General features: G+C 62.5%; 13 protein-coding genes. 10 read left to right on the plus strand and 3 right to left on the minus strand.

Annotated features, from left to right (window positions below; genetic code table 11):
* Nucleotides 1-167 precede the first annotated feature (167 nt).
* Entirely contained in the window at nucleotides 168-5009 is a 4842-nt protein-coding gene (locus ACQKRQ_RS03705; protein WP_427475119.1) for an NAD-glutamate dehydrogenase, read from the plus strand.
* 154 nt (nucleotides 5010-5163) lie between these two features.
* The gene (locus ACQKRQ_RS03710) at nucleotides 5164-6069 is read left to right on the plus strand and encodes a cation diffusion facilitator family transporter (protein WP_427475121.1); all 906 of its coding nucleotides are present in this window, start codon (nucleotides 5164-5166) and stop codon (nucleotides 6067-6069) included.
* A gap of 16 nt (nucleotides 6070-6085) precedes the next feature.
* On the opposite strand, the gene ACQKRQ_RS03715 is transcribed toward ACQKRQ_RS03710, so the two are convergent.
* A complete protein-coding gene (locus tag ACQKRQ_RS03715) occupies nucleotides 6086-7066 on the minus strand; it encodes an aldo/keto reductase (protein WP_132377709.1) in 981 nt (326 codons plus the stop codon).
* A gap of 237 nt (nucleotides 7067-7303) precedes the next feature.
* Here ACQKRQ_RS03715 and ACQKRQ_RS03720 point away from each other — a divergent pair, with 237 nt between their 5' ends.
* On the plus strand, nucleotides 7304-8377 hold the full coding sequence (locus ACQKRQ_RS03720) for a purine-nucleoside phosphorylase (protein ID WP_132377708.1): 1074 nt from the start codon (nucleotides 7304-7306) through the stop codon (nucleotides 8375-8377).
* A gap of 222 nt (nucleotides 8378-8599) precedes the next feature.
* Here ACQKRQ_RS03720 and ACQKRQ_RS03725 read toward each other — a convergent pair whose 3' ends face one another.
* Nucleotides 8600-8908, minus strand: coding sequence for a DUF4148 domain-containing protein (locus ACQKRQ_RS03725; RefSeq protein ID WP_427475124.1), 309 nt, complete (start codon nucleotides 8906-8908; stop codon nucleotides 8600-8602).
* Nucleotides 8909-9142: 234 nt separating this feature from the next.
* Nucleotides 9143-10147 (minus strand): LysR family transcriptional regulator, encoded by a 1005-nt coding sequence (locus ACQKRQ_RS03730; protein WP_132377706.1) that lies wholly within the window; start codon nucleotides 10145-10147, stop codon nucleotides 9143-9145.
* A gap of 183 nt (nucleotides 10148-10330) precedes the next feature.
* On the opposite strand from ACQKRQ_RS03730, the gene ACQKRQ_RS03735 reads away from it, so the two are divergent.
* The 7 genes from ACQKRQ_RS03735 (at nucleotide 10331) to ACQKRQ_RS03765 (ending at nucleotide 19805) form a co-directional block, all read left to right on the plus strand.
* Nucleotides 10331-11185 carry an alpha/beta hydrolase gene (locus ACQKRQ_RS03735; protein ID WP_408281156.1) on the plus strand — a complete coding sequence of 285 codons (855 nt, stop codon included), beginning with the start codon at nucleotides 10331-10333 and terminating at the stop codon, nucleotides 11183-11185.
* Nucleotides 11186-11230: 45 nt separating this feature from the next.
* On the plus strand, nucleotides 11231-12499 hold the full coding sequence (locus ACQKRQ_RS03740) for an efflux RND transporter periplasmic adaptor subunit (RefSeq protein ID WP_427475126.1): 1269 nt from the start codon (nucleotides 11231-11233) through the stop codon (nucleotides 12497-12499).
* A gap of 56 nt (nucleotides 12500-12555) precedes the next feature.
* Nucleotides 12556-15741: an efflux RND transporter permease subunit gene (locus ACQKRQ_RS03745; RefSeq protein WP_132377703.1), complete on the plus strand. Its 3186-nt coding sequence runs from the start codon at nucleotides 12556-12558 to the stop codon at nucleotides 15739-15741.
* A gap of 13 nt (nucleotides 15742-15754) precedes the next feature.
* A complete protein-coding gene (locus tag ACQKRQ_RS03750) occupies nucleotides 15755-17362 on the plus strand; it encodes an efflux transporter outer membrane subunit (protein WP_427475129.1) in 1608 nt (535 codons plus the stop codon).
* 189 nt (nucleotides 17363-17551) lie between these two features.
* A complete protein-coding gene (locus ACQKRQ_RS03755; protein WP_427475130.1) occupies nucleotides 17552-18019 on the plus strand; it encodes a helix-turn-helix domain-containing protein in 468 nt (155 codons plus the stop codon).
* Entirely contained in the window at nucleotides 18019-18621 is a 603-nt protein-coding gene (locus ACQKRQ_RS03760) for a PIN domain-containing protein (protein ID WP_427475132.1), read from the plus strand. Before ACQKRQ_RS03755 ends, ACQKRQ_RS03760 begins: the two co-directional genes overlap by 1 nt.
* Before the next feature lie 344 nt (nucleotides 18622-18965).
* On the plus strand, nucleotides 18966-19805 hold the full coding sequence (locus tag ACQKRQ_RS03765; RefSeq protein ID WP_427475134.1) for a MetQ/NlpA family ABC transporter substrate-binding protein: 840 nt from the start codon (nucleotides 18966-18968) through the stop codon (nucleotides 19803-19805).
* The last annotated feature ends 42 nt before the right edge of the window (nucleotides 19806-19847 follow it).

Consider the following 19847-nt stretch of genomic DNA (forward strand, 5'->3'; position numbering starts at 1 on the left):
GGCCGGACGCGCCGTGGCGGCGCATTCAGCGGCAGCGGGTATAACCTAAGTGCGGTCAGCCGTCGCATACCGGTCGGCAGGTGCATAATTCCCCTTCAGACGATGCATGCGAATCAAGCGAGTATCAAGCGATACCCGCCATTGCCGCCCAGCCGGGGGAGTTGATCATGCAAGCAAAGAACGAAGAAGCCGTCACGCACTTGCTGAACGATGTCGTCGAATTTGCGCGAGGGCGCCTGCCCGAGCCAACCTTCAAGGTCGTCGAGACCTTTCTGCGGCACTACTACGATTTCGTCGACGCCGACGATCTGCAAAGCCGCTCGATTGCCGATCTCTACGGCGCGGCGCTCGCGCACTGGCAAACGGCGCAGCGCTTCGTGCCCGGCGCCGAACGGCTGCGCGTCTATAACCCGATTCTCGAACAGCACGGCTGGCACTCCGATCACACGGTGATCGAGATCGTCAATGACGACATGCCGTTTCTGGTCGATTCCGTCTCGATGGCGGTCAACCGGCAGGGCCTCGCGCTGCATTCCGTCGTGCATCCGGTGTTTCGCATCTGGCGTGCGCCCGACGGCAGTATCGCGCGGCTGATCCAGGGTGCCGAAGAAGCGACCGATACGCGCTCGCAGTTGACCTCGTTCATCCACTTCGAGGTGGACCGTTGCGGCGATGCCGCAAAACTCGACGCGCTGCGTGACGAAATCGCCAAGGTGTTGCGCGACGTGCGGGCGGCCGTCGAAGACTGGCCGAAGATCGTCGAACTTGCGCGCGTCACGATCAAAGGCATGAAAGCCGGCGAGGGCGGACCAGAAGGTCTGGAAGCACGCGCGTTCCTCGAATGGATGGTGGCCGATCATTTCACCTTTCTCGGCCAGCGCGATTACGAACTGGTGCAGCACGAGATCGGCTACGGCCTGCGCGCGGTGCCGGGTTCGGGTCTGGGCATTCTGCGCGATGCATTGCGGGCCGCCGGCGCCGCCGAGATCACACCCTTGCCGCCGGCCGCGGCCGAGATCATTTCCGGTTCGTCGCCGATCTTTCTGACCAAGGCCAATTCGCGGGCTACCGTGCACCGGCCGGGCTATCTGGACTATGTCGGCATCAAGATGACCGGCCCTGACGGCAAGGTGACCGGCGAGCGGCGTTTCATCGGTCTCTATACATCCACGGCATATTTCGTGTCCGCCGCGGAGATTCCTATCGTGCGGCGCAAATGCGCGAATATCGTGAGACGAGCCGGATTCCTGCCGAAAGGTCATCTCGCGAAATCGCTGGTCACGGTACTGGAAACCTATCCACGCGACGAACTCTTTCAGGCCGAAGAGAATCAGCTCTACGATATCGCGCTAGGCGTGCTGCGTTTGCAGGAGCATCAGCGCACCCGGCTGTTCGTACGGCGCGACCGCTTCGATCGTTTCGTCTCGTGCCTCGTGTTCGTGCCGCGCGACAAGTACAACACCGATCTGCGCCAGCGCATCGCCAATCTGCTGGCCGACGCGTTCAACGGCGAGAGTGTCGAGTTCACGCCGCTGCTGTCGGAGTCCACGCTGGCGCGCATTCACTTCGTCGTGCACGCGAAGCCGGGCGGCATGCCCAACGTCGATACGCGCGAACTGGAAGCGCGGCTCGTGCAGGTCTCACGCCGCTGGCAGGACGATCTCGCCGATGCGTTGCTCGACGCCTTCGGCGAAGAGCAGGGCAACCGTCTGCTGCAACACTACGGCGATTCGTTTCCCGCCGGCTATCGCGACGATTATCCCGCCCGCACGGCGGTGCGCGATATCGAACTGATCGAACGCGTGCAAGGCAGCGAGCGGCTCGCCATGAACCTGTACCGCCCGATCGAATCGGGCCCGCGCGCGTTTCGCTTCAAGGTGTATCGCGCGGGTTTGCCGATCGCCTTGTCGCGCAGTTTGCCGATGCTCGAACATCTCGGCGTGCGTGTCGATGAAGAGCGGCCCTATCTTATCGAGGCGCTGGGCGCGACGCCCGCGTGGATTCACGACTTCGGCCTCGAACTCGCGGACGACGCGGAATTCGACATCGAGCGCGTGAAGGATCTCTTCGAAGAAGCGTTCGAGCAGGTGTGGACCGGCGCGATTGAAAGCGACGATTTCAATCGACTCGTGTTGCGCGCGCAATTGAATGCGCGCGAGGTGACAATCCTGCGCGCGTACGCGAAGTATTTGCGGCAGGTGGGCTCGACCTTCAGCGACGCGTACATCGAACGCGCGGTGACCGGCAATCCGGCGATAGCGCGCATGCTGGTGGAACTGTTCATCGCGCGCTTCGATCCGGTATTGGGCGAGACGCGCGAGGCGCGCGTCGACGGCTGGCTGCGCTCGATCGACAGCGCGCTCGACCAGGTGCCGAATCTCGACGAAGACCGCATACTGCGGCAATTTCTCGGCGTCATCAAAGCCACCAAGCGGACGAACTACTATCGCTTCGACGCCGACGGACATCCAAAGCCGTATCTGTCCTTCAAGTTCGATCCCGCGCAGGTGCCCGGCTTGCCCGAGCCGAAACCGATGTTCGAAATCTGGGTGTACTCGCCGCGCGTGGAAGGCGTGCATTTGCGCGGCGGACGCGTGGCGCGCGGCGGCCTGCGCTGGTCGGACCGGCGCGAGGACTTCCGCACGGAAGTGCTCGGCCTGATGAAGGCGCAGATGGTGAAGAACGTGGTGATCGTGCCGGTCGGTTCGAAGGGCGGCTTCGTGGTGAAGAATCCGCCGCCGCAAACCGAACGCGACGCATGGATGCGTGAAGGCATTGCCTGCTATCAGACTTTCCTGCGCGGCCTGCTCGACCTGACCGACAATCTCGCCGTCACCAGAGTGGTGCCGCCGCCCGACGTGGTGCGCCACGATCCCGACGATCCCTATCTGGTGGTCGCCGCCGACAAAGGCACGGCCACGTTCTCCGACTACGCGAACGCGATCTCGCAGGAATACGGTTTCTGGCTCGACGACGCTTTTGCATCGGGCGGCTCGGTCGGCTATGACCACAAGAAAATGGCCATCACCGCGCGCGGCGCGTGGGAGTCGGTCAAGCGGCACTTCCGCGAAATGGGCGTGGATACGCAGACCATGGACTTCACGGTGGTCGGCGTGGGCGATATGTCCGGCGACGTGTTCGGCAATGGCATGCTGCTGTCGCCGCATATCAAGCTGGTGGCCGCGTTCGACCATCGGCATATCTTTCTCGATCCGAATCCCGATCCGGCGGCCAGTCTTGCCGAGCGCGGGCGCCTGTTCGTTCTCGATCGTTCGAGTTGGGCCGACTACGACCCTTCGCTGATCTCGGCGGGCGGCGGCGTGTTTCCGCGCAGCGCCAAGACGATTCCGCTGTCGCCTGCGGTGCAGTCGGTGCTCGGCATCAGCGCGCCGGCGCTCGCGCCCGCTGAATTGATGCGCGCGATACTGCAGGCGCCGGTCGATCTGCTGTACAACGGCGGCATCGGCACCTATGTGAAGGCGAGCCGCGAAACGCATCTGCAAGTCGGCGACCGCGCCAACGACGCGATCCGTGTCAACGGCGCCGATCTGCATTGCAAGGTCGTGGCCGAAGGCGGCAATCTCGGCCTCACGCAGCTCGGGCGCATCGAGTTCGCGCAGCGCGGCGGCCGGATCAATACCGACGCGATCGACAACTCCGCGGGTGTGGACTGCTCGGACCACGAGGTCAACATCAAGATTCTGTTGGGGCTAGTCGTCTCCGACGGCGAAATGACGGAGAAGCAACGCAACGCACTGCTCGCCGAAATGACCGACGAAGTCGGTTTGCTCGTGTTGCAGGACAACTACTACCAGACGCAGGCGCTGTCGATTGCGGGCCGCTACGGCGTCGAACTGCTCGATGCGGAAGCGCGCCTGATGCGCTACCTCGAACGTGCGGGGCGTCTGAATCGCGTGATCGAGTTTCTGCCGACCGACGAAGAAGTAGCCGAACGGCAAGCCGCCAAACAGGGGCTCACCACGCCGGAGCGCGCCGTGCTGCTCGCCTACAGCAAGATGTGGCTGTACGACGCGCTGCTCGAATCGTCGATACCGGAAGACCCGCTCGTCAGCGACATGCTGGTCGAATACTTTCCGAAGCCGTTGCGGCAGCGCTTCAGCGAGCCGATGCAGCGCCACCCGCTGCGCCGCGAAATTCTCGCGACGCATCTGACCAACGCGTTGGTGAATCGGGTGGGTTGCGAGTTCGTGCACCGGCTGATGGAGGAAACCGACGCGCAGCCCGGCGACATCGTGCGGGCCTGCATCATGGCGCGCGACGTGTTCGATCTCGACGACGTCTGGCGCAGTATCGACGCGCTCGACAACCGCGTCGCCGACGACATCCAGGCGCGCATGTTCGTCGAAGTCGCGCGGCTCGTCGAGCGTTCCGCGCTGTGGTTCCTGCGGCAACTGCAATCGGGCGCGGTCAGCGACCGCGACGTGGCCGGCCTGCTCGCGCGTTGCCGCGACGCGGCGCAACGCCTTGCGCCGCAATGGCCTGCACTCTTGCCGAGCGCCGATCTCGAAGCGCTCTCCGAGCGGCAGCGCGTGTTCGCGGACGCTGGCGTGGATAGCGAATTGGCGGTGCGGATCGCGAGCGGCGAGATTTCGGCTGCGTTACTCGATATCGCCGAAGTGGCGTCGACCTCCGGGCGCAGTCTCGAACTGGTGGCCGGGGTCTATTTCGCTCTCGGCACGCTGCTGAATTCCGGCTGGATCAGTGAACGCGCGGCCGCGTTGCCGGCGCCCACGCACTGGGACATGCTGGCGCGAGCGACGGCACTGGCCGACATCGCGCGTCTCAAACGCGCGTTGACGACGAGCGCATTGGCCAACGCTGACGAAGCATCCACACCCGAGGCGCTGGTCGAGGCATGGCGTGAGAAGCGCACCGCGCAACTGGAGCGCTACGCGCGCCTCCTGGCCGATCTGCGGGCCACCGGCGGCGCGAGTCTGTCGATGCTGCTGGTGATCGTGCGTGAAATGGCGGCGCTCGAAAGGGCATAACACGGCGCAGGGCGAGGGAAGGCGAGCGAGGTAGAGCGCAAGCGGAGCGCGGTGCAAACAACACCCGGTTGGACGCATGCCGCCCGGCATGGCCATAATACGGGCTGTTGCTCACCGAAAGCTCTTTGCAAACTCACGGACGCCTTCCACGACGATGAAAGAAGAATCGCCGAAAGCCATTTTCTATGCGCTCGCCGCCAACCTCGGCATCGCCATCTGCAAGTTCGCGGCTGCCGCGTTCACCGGTTCCGGCTCGATGTTCGCCGAGGCTATCCACTCGACCGCCGACTGCGGCAATCAACTGCTGCTGCTCTTCGGTCTGCGTCAAGCGCGCAAGCCGGCGAGCCCGCTGCATCCCATGGGCGGCGGGCGCGAGATCAACTTCTATTCGCTGCTGGTCGCGCTTCTGCTGTTCTTTGTCGGCGGCGCGTTCTCGGTGTATGAGGGCGTGCATCGTCTGTTCGTGCACGAGCCGTTGCAGTATGCCTATGTGGCGCTGGTGGTGCTCGGCGTGTCGGTGGTGCTCGAGGCGCTCTCCTTGTGGGGCGCCGTCAAGGAAATCCGCAAGACGCATCCCGACAAAAGCATGTGGCACTGGTTTCGGGAGACGCGCGAATCCGAACTGCTGGTGGTAGCGGGCGAGGATATCGCCGCGCTGGCGGGCCTGGCGATGGCCTTCGTGGCCGTGCTGCTCACCATGGTGACCGGCAATCCTGTCTACGACGCGTTGGGCTCCATCGGTGTCGGGTTGCTGCTGATGCTGATTGCGTGGCTGGTGGCGCGTGAAGTGAAGTCGATGATCGTCGGAGAGTCGGCGAGCCCCGAAGTGCGGCGCGCCATCGAGGCGCATCTGCGCGGGCGCACCGAGATTCGCAGCATCGTCAATATGATTACGCTGCAATGGGGCCGTCATGTGGTCGTGGCCGTGCAGGCGGAAATGATCGACTACGCGAGCGGCCGCGCGATGGTCGATGCGATCAACGTGATCGAAGCGGACTTGCAGGCCACGTTCCCGCAAGTCCGCTGGGTGTTTTTCGAACCCGAGGTGCCGCGCATTTGAGCGGCACGTGCGTCGCTTACTGGAACCCGGCCACCGCGTGCGGCACGTACAGTTCTTCAAGCTGGCGGATTTCGTCCGCGCTCAGGTTCAAGGAGAGCGCGGCCACCGCGTCGTCGAGATGATGCAGCTTGGTCGCTCCGACGATCGGCGCGGTGATCGGCTTCTTCTGCAACACCCACGCCAGCGCCACTTGGGCATGCGGCACGCCGCGCTCCCTGGCGATCTGGCTGACCCGTTCGACGATCCGCCGATCCGCGTCTTCCGTCTGCGCATAGAGCGTGCGGCCGAATTCATCGGTCTCGGAGCGTGCGCTTTCGGTGTTCCAATCGCGCGTCAGGCGGCCGCGCGCGAGCGGGCTCCACGGAATCACGCCGATACCTTCGCTTTCGCACAGCGGCAGCATTTCGCGCTCTTCTTCGCGATATAGCAGATTCACGTAGTTCTGCATCGTCACGAAGCGCGTCCAGCCGTTCTTCTCAGCCACGTGCAACGCCTTGGCGAACTGCCAGGCATACATGGACGATGCACCGATGTAGCGCGCCTTGCCGGCCTTCACGACATCGTGCAGCGCTTCCATGGTTTCTTCGATCGGCGTGCCGTAGTCCCAGCGATGGATCTGGTACAGGTCCACGTAGTCCGTGCCGAGGCGTCTGAGGCTGTGGTCGATCTCGGACATGATCGCCTTGCGCGACAGGCCGGCGCCGTTCGGGCCCGGATGCATGCGGCTATTCACCTTGGTGGCCAGCACGATCTCGTCGCGCTTCGCAAAGTCCTTGAGCGCCCGGCCGACGATTTCCTCGCTCGTACCGTCGGAATAGACGTTGGCGGTGTCGAAGAAATTGATGCCGTGATCGAGCGCCTGTTTGATGAAGGGGCGCGCGGCCTCATCGTCGAGCGACCAGGGATGCGTGCCGCGAGACGGCACGCCGTAGCTCATGCAACCGAGACAAAGACGCGATACATCAAGGCCGGTGCGGCCGAGTTTCACATAGTCCATCGTGGTGCTCCTGTTGTGAAGTGCACAAAGGCGGTGCGCTGGGGACTATCGATTATAAGAAAACGCCGAAGAAAGCGTACTGAACCGATTCGCATGGTTTTGCCCTACTGCGTTCAGAGACGTCGATCGATACCGCATCGTGTAGTGGAAAATAATTTCTTCGCACCTATACTTCTTCCGGCTTGAAAGCAGCACTTTCTCCCAACCTGCATCACAAGCAAAAAAAGGAAGATCACGATGCTGACTCGCTCACTCGGCGCCGTCTGCGCCATTACCCTCGCGGCTTGCGCGGCCTTTTCGTCCGGACCGGCCAGTGCGGACGACAACGACGGTTTCTCGCACGGCGACGGCGGCTCGCGCGGGCAGCCCGTCAAGGTGATGATCATTTCGATGTTCGGGCCGGAGGGGCAGGTATGGCTAGATAACCTCGGACCCTGGCGCGAGATTGCGGTGGACGGCTTGTCGCCCGACTACCCGACCGTCCATTGCAACAAGCAGGACGTGTGCGTGATGACCACCGGCATGGGGCATAGCAACGCCGCTGCGTCGATCATGGCGCTGACGTTCTCGCCGCGTTTCGATTTGCGGCATACGTACTTCATGGTCGCCGGCATTGCCGGGATCGATCCGCAGCAGGGCACGGTGGGCTCCGCCGCGTGGGCGAATTATCTGGTCGACTTCGGGATTCAATGGGAGATCGACGGGCGCGAGATTCCGCCCGGCTGGGATACCGGCTACCTTGGCATCAACACCACGAGTCCTTCGGCCAAGCCGCCGCTCGACTACCGCACCGAAGTGTTCCAGTTGAACCCCCGGCTCGCGCATACGGCGTTCGCCTTGTCTCGCAACGTGACGCTTTCCGATAACCCGCAGGCTCAGGCTGCACGGGCGAAGTACTCGTACGCACCAGCCAATCGGCCGCCGACTGTCATTCAATGCGATACGCTGGCCGGTGATACGTGGTGGTCAGGCACGCTCCTCGGGCAGAGAGCCCGCGACTGGACCAAGATTCTGACCGATGGAAAGGGCGTCTACTGCACGACGCAGCAGGAGGACAACGCCACTTACGAGGCGCTCAAGCGCGCGGCTTCAGTCCATAAAGTCGATTTGAATCGCGTTGCCGTGTTGCGGGCGGGCTCCGATTTCGACCGGCCCTACGACGGGCAGACGAGTGCGGACAACTTGCTGAACTACGCCGCGCAAGGCGGCTTTACGATCGCCATCCAGAACCTGTTCCTCTCGGGCAATCCGCTCGTGCAGGATATCTCGACACACTGGGGCGAGTGGCGCGACGGCGTGCCGAGGCGCTAGGTCTTTGCAAATGCGACTGTGCCCGCGGACCGGGTCCGCGGGCACTTGCTGCTACTTTCGACACTTAGTGTTGCGGCGCGCGGTACGGCGTCCACACAGGGGTGTCGGTATCCCAATGGTCGAGTTCCGAGGGTGTCATGATGAGCTCCTTTTTGAAGAGTGCATGAATGGCGCCGCAACGACTATTTCTTTTGGAAACCGAATCATTGCGGCAAGCTGGCTTTACTGTCCGTTGGCCACGCGCGTGACGTCGCCGCCCGTGCCTTCCTGCAGCGCGATGCGTTCAGCCTGGGTTTGACCGATCAGGCCTTTGTTCGGATACGTCGTGCGATTCAGTGCGGGCAGCGAGCCGTCGCGATAGGCCGCGACGAGTTCCGCCTTCACTTCTTCACGCGTCTTCGCGCTGGTGGTCGGAGTCGGCAGCGTTTCATAAGTGCCGGCGCGGCCAATGCCGCCGCTGCTGCTTTGTGCAAACACCGGTGCGCTCACGAGCAGCGAAAGAGCCAGACCTGCTAAGAGATTGCGTTTCATGATTCACTCCTGTCGATTCGTTTGCAGCACGAGCGGCGCTGCGACAGGGTGAAATGTAGACTTCGAGGCAGTGTGGATAAATCGCGCTTTCGCGAAATGAATTGTCGCGATTTCGGAACAATCGCGTTAACGCTTCGTGAAACGCCTTGCGGGCGTTGTCGCAAATGAAAACCGCGGCATTAGAGCCGCGGTTGGAATTCACTGTTCCAGATTCTGTCCTTCAACTCGCGGGTATCAAGCGACCCATTCCGTTATCACCGGCGTGTCGAGCATCGGAGCAGACTCGCGTTCTTCGAAAGTGCGTTTCGTACACGTTGCGTCGAGACTGCCACGTCCACTCAATAACGGACAACGGTCGAACAGCTCCGCGATCCAGTCTACGAAAACGCGGACTTTAGGCGACAGATGCCGGCTGTGCGGATAGACTGCGGAAATTGGCATCGGCAAAGGTTTCAGCTCCGGCAGTACTTCCACCAGTTGGCCCGAACGCAGATGCGGCAGCACCATGAAGAGCGCAGGCTGAATCAGGCCGAAGCCTTCCAACCCGCAAGTCACGTAAGCGTCCGCGTCGTTCACCGAGACGATGCTCTTCATTTTCACTTCGACTTCTTTGCCATCAACCATGAAGGCCCAATCGATCGTGCGCCCCGTGCGGCTCGAAAAGTAATTGACTGCTTTGTGATTCTCCAGGTCGTCGAGCGAAGTCGGCATGCCCGCGCGCTCGATGTAATCGGGGGCCGCGCAGGTCACGCCCTCGAACAAACCGATCCGACGCGCCACCAGTGAAGAATCCTGTAGCGCGCCGACCCGCACCACGCAATCCACGCCTTCCTGCAGCAGGTCAACCGGCCGGTCCGTCAGGCCGAGTTGCAGGTCGATGTCCGGATAGCGCGTGTGGAATTCACACAGCGAAGGAATCACCAGCAAGCGGCCGATCGACCCCGGCATGTCGATGCGCAGCTTGCCGTGCGGCTTTTTATTGCCGCTTTGAAAACTGGCCTCGGTCTCTTCGACGTCCGCGAGAATGCGCACGCAGCGTTCGTAGTACGCCGCGCCGTCCGGCGTGAGCGACAAACGGCGCGTGGTCCGATGCATCAGACGCGTGCCGAGGAACGCTTCGAGGTTCTGAATAATCGTGGTAACCGATGCGCGCGGCAGGTCGAGCGTTTCCGCTGCGCGGGTAAAGCTGTTGGTGTCGACGACACGCGTGAACACTTGCATGGCCTGAAGCCGGTCCATTGCAGACCTCCAATAGGGGCTGGCGCACTGAGCAGGAATGGACTCCACCGCGAATCCGCAGACAATCGCATTCGATTGTTCAGGGGCGCCGAATTGTGTTGCCGGATTATAGGCATTTATTTACGAGTCTGCCGAACCCACAATTCGCACCATTGAAGTTCTATGCGCATTGCGCGGCTCGACATGCAAGCATTTAAACCGCCGTACTCCTTTGTGCCCGCCGGCAGCAGCCCGGCAGAGGCCGACAGCACGGCACTCGAAGTCACTGACGTGCAGATCGAAGGGCACGCGCAGGACATCACGTTGCGTCTGTACCGGCAGGAAAAGAAAACCGCACTGCCGGTACTGCTTTATTTCCACGGTGGTGGATTTACGAAGGGATCGATCGACCAGGCGGACTTCGCCTCGCGGTATTTCGCAGAACACTTACCGGCCCTGGTCGTATCGGTCGATTACTCGCTGGCGCCGCAGTTTCCGTTTCCCGCCGCGCCTGAAGACGCGCACCGCGCGGCGCTGTGGGTGCAAACGCGGGCGCGTGCGTTCGGCGGCAACAGCAAGAAGGTCGGCGTAGCCGGCCACGATGCGGGCGGGCAATTGGCCAATTGCCTCGCTTTCATCGCGCGGGATCGCGGTGACGTGCGCATTTCCGCGCAGGCGCTGTTCGGGCCGATGCTCGATCCGAGCCTCACGCGTCTGGGCGACGAAAAGCGCCTCGGCTCGGACATCACGGCGAAAGAGTGCGCGGCGTGTTATCGCGCGTATCTGCCGCAAGCGTCGCAGCGCATGCATCCGTATGCCGCGCCGCTCGAATCGTCGCGGCTCGCGGGCCTGCCGGCCACGCTGATCGCGACGGCGCAAAACGACGTGCTGCATGTGGAAGCGGAGAAATACGCCAGCAGTCTGATCGACGCGGGTGTGCTGACCCAGGTGGTCCGCTATCCGAGCGTGTCGCATGCCGCGCTGGCCGATCATCCGCCCGCCTTGCAGGAAGCGGTGCGATTTTTTCAGTGGCGCTTCGATGCACGCGCCCATCGCTGAAACAGAAATAAGCAGAACTTTAATCAACGATCTCGGGAGCTTCACATGACTATCCTTCCTCTTTCCCGTCGCCGTGTGGCGATTGCCGCACTTGCCGTCATCGTCGTGGCCGGGCTGGGCACGTTCGGCGCGATTCGCGTGGACGCGAGCTCGCCCGCCGCGCCGACCATCGTGCCGGAAGTCGATGTGGCCACGGTGGTGCAAAAAACGATCACCGACTGGCAGAGCTACTCGGGCCGTCTCGAAGCCGTCGAGAAAGTGGACGTGCGTTCGCAGGTGCCGGGCACGATCGTGTCCGTCAACTTCAAGGACGGTGCGCTCGTGAAAAAAGGCGACACGCTGTTCGTGATCGACCCACGTCCGTATGCGGCCGAAGTGGATCGCGCCGAAGCGCAGCTCGCCGCCGCGCAGGCGCGCACGGGCTACACGCAAAGCGATTGGGAGCGCGCACAGCGTCTTATCACCGATAACGCCATCGCCAAGCGTGACTACGACGAGAAGCAGAACGCCGCGCGTGAAGCGAGTGCCAACCTGAAGGCCGCGCAAGCCGCGCTGGAAACCGCCCGCATCAATCTCGGCTACACGAAGATTGTCGCGCCGGTTTCGGGGCGCGTGTCGCGCGCGGAAATCACGGTGGGCAACGTGATCTCGGCGGGCGCGACCGCGGCGCCGCTGACCACGCTGGTGTCGGTGTCGCCGATCTACGCATCGTTCGACGCGGACGAACAAACCTACCTGCAATACCTGAGCCGCGCGAAAGACGGCAGCAAGGTGCCGGTGGAACTCGGTCTCGCGGACGAAAGCGGCTACTCGCGCAGCGGCGTGATCGAGTCGGTGGACAACCGCCTCGACACGTCGTCGGGCACGATCCGCGTGCGTGCGCGTTTCGATAACCAGGACGGCGCGCTGATTCCTGGCTTGTATGCGCGCGTGAAAGTGGGCGGCAGCGAACCGCATCCGGCGCTGTTGATCGACGACGCAGCGGTGGGCACCGATCAGGACAAGAAGTTCGTGCTGGTGGTCGATCAGGGCAATCACGTCGTGTATCGCTCGATCGACGTGGGCGGCATGCAGGGCAATCTGCGCGTGGTGAAGGGCGGCCTGAAAGCGACTGACCGGATCGTCGTGAACGGCATCCAGCGTGTGCGTCCGGGCGATTCGGTGCGCGCACACATGGTGCCGATGACGACGGATGACGATCCGAACAGCGCACCGCTCGCACAGAAGCAGACGCAACCGCAGACGCAGCCGCAATCGCAGGCCCAATCGCAGGCCCAATCGCAGACGCGCACCAAAGCGGACAAGAATTCGTGAGCCTCGCGCGCCGCGGCCTGACTGCGCGGCGCATGCTCCAACGTTAAGAGCTTCCCATGAACATATCCAAATTCTTCATCGATCGGCCGATCTTTGCCGGCGTGTTGTCGGTATTGATCCTGCTGGGCGGCATCATTGCGCTCTTCAAGCTGCCGATTTCGGAGTACCCGGAAGTGGTCCCGCCTTCGGTGGTGGTACACGCGCAATATCCGGGCGCCAACCCGAAAGTGATCGCCGAAGCGGTCGCGGCGCCGCTCGAAGAGCAGATCAACGGCGTCGAGAACATGCTGTACATGCAGTCGCAGGCGAATAGCGACGGCAATCTCACGCTCACGGTGACCTTCAAGCTCGGCACCAATCCGGACCTCGCGACGCAGCTCGTGCAGAACCGCGTCAACCAGGCGCTGCCGCGTCTGCCGGAAGACGTGCAGCGGCTCGGCGTCACGACGATCAAGAGTTCGCCCACGCTGACTATGGTGGTCCACCTGATCTCGCCGAACAATCGCTACGACATGACGTATCTGCGCAACTACGCGCTGCTGAACGTCAAGGACCGCCTTGCACGGATTCAGGGCGTGGGCGAAGTGCAGTTGTGGGGTTCGGGCGACTACGCGATGCGCGTCTGGCTCGATCCGCAGAAAGTGGCGCAACGCGGTTTGACGGCGACCGAAGTGGTCAACGCGATCCGTGAGCAGAACATTCAGGTGGCGGCCGGTGTGATCGGCGCATCGCCTTCGGTGCCGGGCACGCAATTGCAGTTGTCGGTGAATGCGCGTGGCCGTCTGAGGACCGAGGGTGAATTCGGCGACATCATCGTCAAGACCACGCCGGACGGCGGCGTGACCTATCTGAAAGATATTGCGCGGATCGAACTCGCGGCGTCGGAATACGGCCTGCGTTCGCTGCTCGATAACAAGCCGGCTGTGGCGCTCGCCATCAACCAGGCGCCGGGCGCGAACTCGCTCGCGATTTCCGACCAGGTGCGCTCCGCGATGAAGGAACTCGCGGAAGACATGCCGGCGGGCGTCGAATACAAAATCGTCTACGACCCGACGCAGTTCGTGCGTTCGAGTATCGAGGCGGTCGTGCATACGCTGCTCGAAGCGATTGCGCTGGTGGTGATCGTCGTGATCGTGTTCCTGCAGACGTGGCGTGCTTCGATCATTCCGTTGATCGCGGTGCCGGTGTCGATCGTCGGGACGTTCTCGTTGCTGCTCGCGTTCGGGTTTTCGATCAACGCGTTGTCCTTGTTCGGCATGGTGCTCGCCATCGGGATCGTGGTGGACGATGCGATCGTGGTGGTGGAGAACGTCGAGCGGAATATCGAAAACGGGCTGAGTGCGCGCGACGCGACCTATAAGGCGATGCAGGAAGTGAGCGGACCGATTATCGCCATCGCGCTGACACTCGTCGCCGTTTTCGTGCCGCTCGCGTTCATGACCGGTTTGACGGGCCAGTTCTACAAGCAGTTTGCGATGACCATCGCGATTTCGACGGTGATCTCGGCGTTCAATTCGCTGACCTTGTCGCCGGCGTTGTCCGCGATGCTGTTGCGCAGCCACGGCGCCAAGGAAGACTTCCTGACGCGTGTGATGAATCGCCTGCTGGGCGGTTTCTTCAAGCGTTTCAACAAGGTCTTTCATCGCGGTTCGACGGAGTATGGCCGCGGCGTGACCGGCGTGCTGCGCCGTAAGGGCGCGATGCTCGCGGTGTACGCGATTCTGCTGGGCGCGACCGTGCTGATCTCGCGCGTCGTGCCGGGCGGCTTCGTGCCGGCGCAGGACAAGGAGTATCTGATTGCCTTCGCGCAATTGCCGAACGGTGCGTCGCTGGATCGCACGGAGAAAGTGATTCGCGACATGAGCTCGATTGCGCTGAAGCAGCCGGGCGTGGAGAGCGCGGTGGCGTTCCCGGGTCTGTCGGTGAATGGCTTCACGAATAGCTCGAGCGCGGGCATCGTGTTCGTCACGCTCAAGCCCTTCAAGGATCGTGGCAACAAGAAACTCTCGGCCGGTGCGATTGCCGGTGCGCTGAACCAGCAATACGGTGCGATCAAGGATTCGTTCGTCGCGGTGTTCCCACCGCCACCCGTGCTCGGTCTCGGCACGCTCGGCGGCTTCAAGATGCAGCTGGAGGATCACGGCGCGCTCGGTTACGCGGAGTTGAACAAGGCAGCGGAGGCGTTCGTGAAGAAGGCGGCGCAGACGCCTGAACTCGGCCCGACCTTCTCGAGCTATCAGATCAACGTGCCGCAATTGAACGTCGACCTGGATCGCGTGAAGGCCAAGCAACTCGGCGTACCGGTCACGGACGTGTTCAACACGATGCAGATTTATCTCGGCTCGCTGTATGTGAACGACTTCAACCGCTTCGGCCGCGTGTATCAGGTGCGGGTGCAGGCGGACGCGCCGTTCCGTCAACGCGCCGACGACATCCTGCAACTGAAGACACGCAATGCCGCGGGCGATATGGTGCCGCTGTCGTCGCTGGTGACGGTGACGCCGACGTTCGGTCCGGAAATGGTGGTGCGCTACAACGGCTATACGGCTGCCGACATCAACGGTGGACCGGCGCCGGGCTTCTCGTCGGGGCAGGCGCAAGCCGCGGCCGAACGCGTGGCGGCGGAAGTCTTGCCGCGCGGTGTGAAGCTCGAGTGGACCGACCTGACGTATCAGCAGATTCTGGCCGGCAATGCGGGCTTGTGGGTGTTCCCGATCAGCGTGCTGCTCGTGTTCCTCGTGCTCGCCGCACTGTATGAAAGTCTGACGCTGCCGCTCGCGGTGATCCTGATCGTGCCGATGAGCGTGCTGTCCGCGCTGACCGGGGTGTGGCTCACGGGGGGTGATAACAACATCTTCACGCAGATCGGTTTGATGGTGCTGGTGGGCTTGTCGGCGAAGAACGCGATTCTGATCGTCGAGTTCGCTCGCGAACTGGAGCATGACGGGCATACGCCGCTGTCGGCGGCAATCGAGGCGAGCCGCTTGCGTTTGCGGCCGATTCTGATGACGTCGATCGCTTTCATCATGGGCGTGGTGCCGCTGGTGTTGTCGAGCGGAGCTGGCTCGGAGATGCGTCATGCGATGGGGATCGCGGTGTTCTTCGGCATGCTCGGCGTCACGCTGTTCGGTCTGATGCTGACCCCTGTGTTCTATGTGGTGCTGCGTACACTGGCGGGTGGAACGATTCACGTCGCGCAGAAAGATTCGCCGCACTATGGCTCGCCGGTGACGGACGCCTGAGGAGAAAACAATAATGAAACGCTTTGAATCTTTGAGCGGGTGGGGCCGGGCGGCCGCCAGCGGTTTGCTGGTCGCGTTGCTCGCCGCCTGCTCCCTGGAACCTACGTATAAGCGACCGGAGGTGGATACGCCGGTTGCGTTCAAGGAAACGCCTGCGGCGTCGGCAACGTCGGCTGCTTCAGCGCCGTCGGCTGCGCCGGGAGCATCGGTGCCGGACAACGGCACGTGGAAGCAGGCCCAGCCCGCCGACGACGCGCATCGTGGCGAATGGTGGGCGATTTTCGGCGACCCGCAACTCAACGCGCTCGAGGAGCAGGCAGCTGCCGCGAATCAGGACCTGAAGGCGGCCGCGGCGCGCGTGCAGCAGGCGCGTGCGGTGACGCAGGCGGCGAAGTCTGACTGGTTCCCAAAGATCGACGCAGGCTTTGGCCCGACGCGCGAGCGCGCTTCGGCAGCGTCGCAATTCCAGCCGGATAGCGCGGGTGGCACCACCGGCACGATCTGGCGCGCGCAAACCACGGTATCGTACGAAGCGGATCTGTTCGGGCGGGTCGGCTCGAACGTGAACGCGTCGCGTGCGGACGAACAGCAAAGCGAAGCGCTGTTCCGTTCGGTGCAACTGTCGCTGCAGGCGGACGTCGCGCAGAACTACTTCCAGTTGCGTGAGCTCGATACGGATCAGGACCTGTACCGCCGTACCGTAGCATTGCGCGAGGACACGCTGAAGCTGGTCCAGCGGCGTTTCAAGGAAGGCGATATCGGCGAGCTGGATGTATCGCGGGCCCGTAATGAACTCGCCAGTGCGCGTGCGGACGCCGTGGGTGTGGCGCGTCAGCGGGCGGCGTCGGAACATAGCCTCGCGATTCTGCTCGGCAAGCCGCCGGCGGACTTTTCGTTCGCGGAAGCGCCGCTCGCGCCGGTGACGGTGCGTGTGCCGCCGGGCTTGCCTTCAGCGTTGCTTGAACGCCGGCCGGACATTTCTGCGGCGGAGCGGGCGATGCAGGGGGCGAATGCGCGTGTCGGTCTCGCGAAGTCGGCGTTCTTCCCGAAACTCGATATCACCGGCGCGGCAGGCTTTGAATCGGCGACGCTCGGCGATCTGTTCAAGTGGTCGAGCCGCGCGTTCATTCTCGGGCCGTTTGCCGGCACGGCGTTGACGCTGCCTTTGTTCGACGGCGGCCGCCGCAAGGCGAACCTCGCGCAGGCCCGTTCGAAGTATGACGAGGACGTGGCGCAGTATCGTCAGCAGGTGCTGGTGGCATTCCGTGAGGTGGAGGACAACCTGGCCGATTTGCGTCTGCTCGACGATCAGATGCGCGAGCAGAACGATGCGGTTCAGGCCTCGCAACGGGCGGCGCATTTGTCGCGTACGCAGTACACGGAGGGCGCGGTGAGCTATCTGGATGTGATCGATGGTGAACGGCAGGTGCTGACTTCGCAACTGCAGGCGAGCCATCTGTCTGGTACACAAGCGGTGGCGACGGTCAATCTGATTCGCGCGCTGGGCGGCGGTTGGGGTGACGTGACGGCGTCGGATACGGCGGTGGGTGCGGTTGCGCCGGTGGCTGCGTCTGGTCCTGTGCTCGCTTCCGCTTCTGCCCAGCAGGTAGCGAAGCAGTAAGTTTTCAAGTCAGAGTCGAGCGGTAGACGCCGGGTCGCGCGAAAGCGCGGCCCGGCGTTTTTTGTTGACCGAATCGCTTGAAAAAGCGGGAAGGCGGCGTGCTGAACGCGTTGCGAATATTTCACACGTTGCGTTTATTGCGTTTGTCTCGCGAGTTGGCTTATACTCGCAGGTAATCTGGAGTCGAACATGACCACCGCTACACCCGATCGCATCATCTTGTCGGACGACGACGCAACCGTGCTGTCCGCTGCGAGCCGCCTGATGGGCGCTGCGCTCGATCACTCGCGCGCGCATAGCGTCGCGTTGGTCGAGGAGGGCGCAGACGGCGACTTCGCCCGCGTTGAGGTTCCACCCGCCACGCTGCGGGTGCTCTCGCGTGTGCTGGCTATGATGGCCAGTGAGCAGGTATTCGTTCTTTATCCCGCAGACACCGAATTGACCACCAAGCAGGCGGCGGATTTGCTCGGCGTCTCGCGGCCGTTTCTGATTGCTCGCCTTGAAGCCGGCGAACTGCCTTTCCGCAAGGTCGGGCGGCATCGCCGCATGCTGATGGACGACGTGATGCGCTACAAGGAAACCATGCGTGCAACACGCAAGAGCGCATTGGACGAGATCGTGACCGACAGCGAATCAATAGGCGGGTACGATCTGTAATGCTGTCGGTCGATCGCTTTACCGTCGTGCTGGATGCGTGTTCGCTATTTCCGATGGTGGTGCGCGACGTATTGCTGACTTTCGCCGATCACGAGTTTTATGCACCGAAGTGGTCGGCGCGCATTCACGAAGAATGGACGCGCAGTCTCGCTGCCCGTTTCGCGGACAAAAGCGCGGCTAACGACGCCGCGCCGAAGATCGCCGCGATTCGCAATGCAATGGACCGCACGTTTCCCGACGCGCTGGTCACGCAGGTGCTTCCCGAGAGCGGCGAAATTTTCGGCGTCGACGAGAAGGACCGGCATGTTGTCATGACCGCGGTGGCGGCGCGCACCGATGCGATTGTCACCTTCAACCTGAAGGATTTCGCGGCGGAACAGTTGGAGTCCAGCCTGCGTATTGAAGTGAAGCATCCTGATATCTTCATCCTCGATCTGATCGATTTGAATGAGAAGCGCGCGTTGGCTGCGTTCAGAGACTTGCGGGCGCGTAAGCGCCGACCACCGTGGTCGGTCAACGAATTGCTGGATCGGCTCATACGCGCCGGTCTGGTTCAAACCAGCGCATGGTTGTCAAGCGCAGACGTGCTGCCGTTGTTATAACTTCGGCATCTGGCCACGACGCACGGTCACGCCCAAATCATTTTTCCCGCTTTCCTTCCGAAAATCCCTTCGTAGACCGCCGCTTTGCCGCCCACTATGATGAGTCGCACCTCATCTGGAGAGAGGCGATGACCTGTCCGACCTTCCGCTGTCCGCGCTGACCCGATTGCGCGTCCTGTCGCTGCCACGCGCGGTTTAAGCCGCACGTAGTGGATTTTCCGTTGCCCGACCTATCCGGCAAGCCTGATTGCGCCTCGAAGGAACTCCCTTTGTAGACGCTTCGGCGCATGCCGCTGGATCGGCTCGCCTCGAATCGAACCACGCCCGAAACTCACGAGTTCACCATGCGCATTTTTCTATCCACCGTGCAGCGCTTTTTCCACACGCCGGCTGTCTCGCTCATCAGTGCGTTCGGTCTCGCACTCGCGTTGCAGGCCGTGCCTGCTTCAGCGGCCGACTCGCCCACGCTGAAAATCGGCACCGCGACCAGTCCGCAAATCGAAGCGCTCAAAATCGCCGCGCGCGAAGCGAAAGAACAGGGCCTCGACGTGAAGATCATCGAATTCACCGACTGGAACACGCCGAACGCGGCGCTCGCGAACAAGGACATCGACGTCAACTACTTCCAGCACATCCCGTTTCTCGAGAATGCAAAGAAGCAAGGCGGTTATAACTTCGTCGCGATCGCACCGGGCACGATCATGAAGATCGGCCTGTATTCGAAGAAGATCAAACGCTTCGACGAATTGAAAGACGGCGCCACCGTCGCGATCGCCAACGATCCGGTCAACGGCGGACGTGGCCTGTTATTGCTGCAGCGCGCCGGTCTCATCAAGCTGAAACCGGGCATCGACTATCGCGCCACCACGCTCGACATCGTCGACAACCCGAAGCACCTGAAGATCGTGCAGCTCGAAGCATCGCAACTGGCGCGTTCGCTCGACGACGTCGATCTCGCACAGGGCTACCCGAGTTTCATCAAGCTCGCCGGCACCACCGATCCGAATAGCGCGCTGCTGTTCGACGGCCTGGAAAACAAGAACTACGCGATCCAGTGGGTCGTGCGTCCGGAAAGCGCGAACGATCCGCGTATCCGCAAGTTCATCTCGATCTATCAGCATTCACCGGCAGTGCGCGCCGCACTCGACAAGGCGTTCGGCAATCTCTACGCCGTTGCCTGGTAACCCGCGCGGTTAGTCGAAACCGGAAAGCCAAAGGAGCCGCAC

The sequence above is a fragment of the Paraburkholderia sp. NPDC080076 genome (genome assembly GCF_050281145.1).
GTDB lineage: Bacteria > Pseudomonadota > Gammaproteobacteria > Burkholderiales > Burkholderiaceae > Paraburkholderia.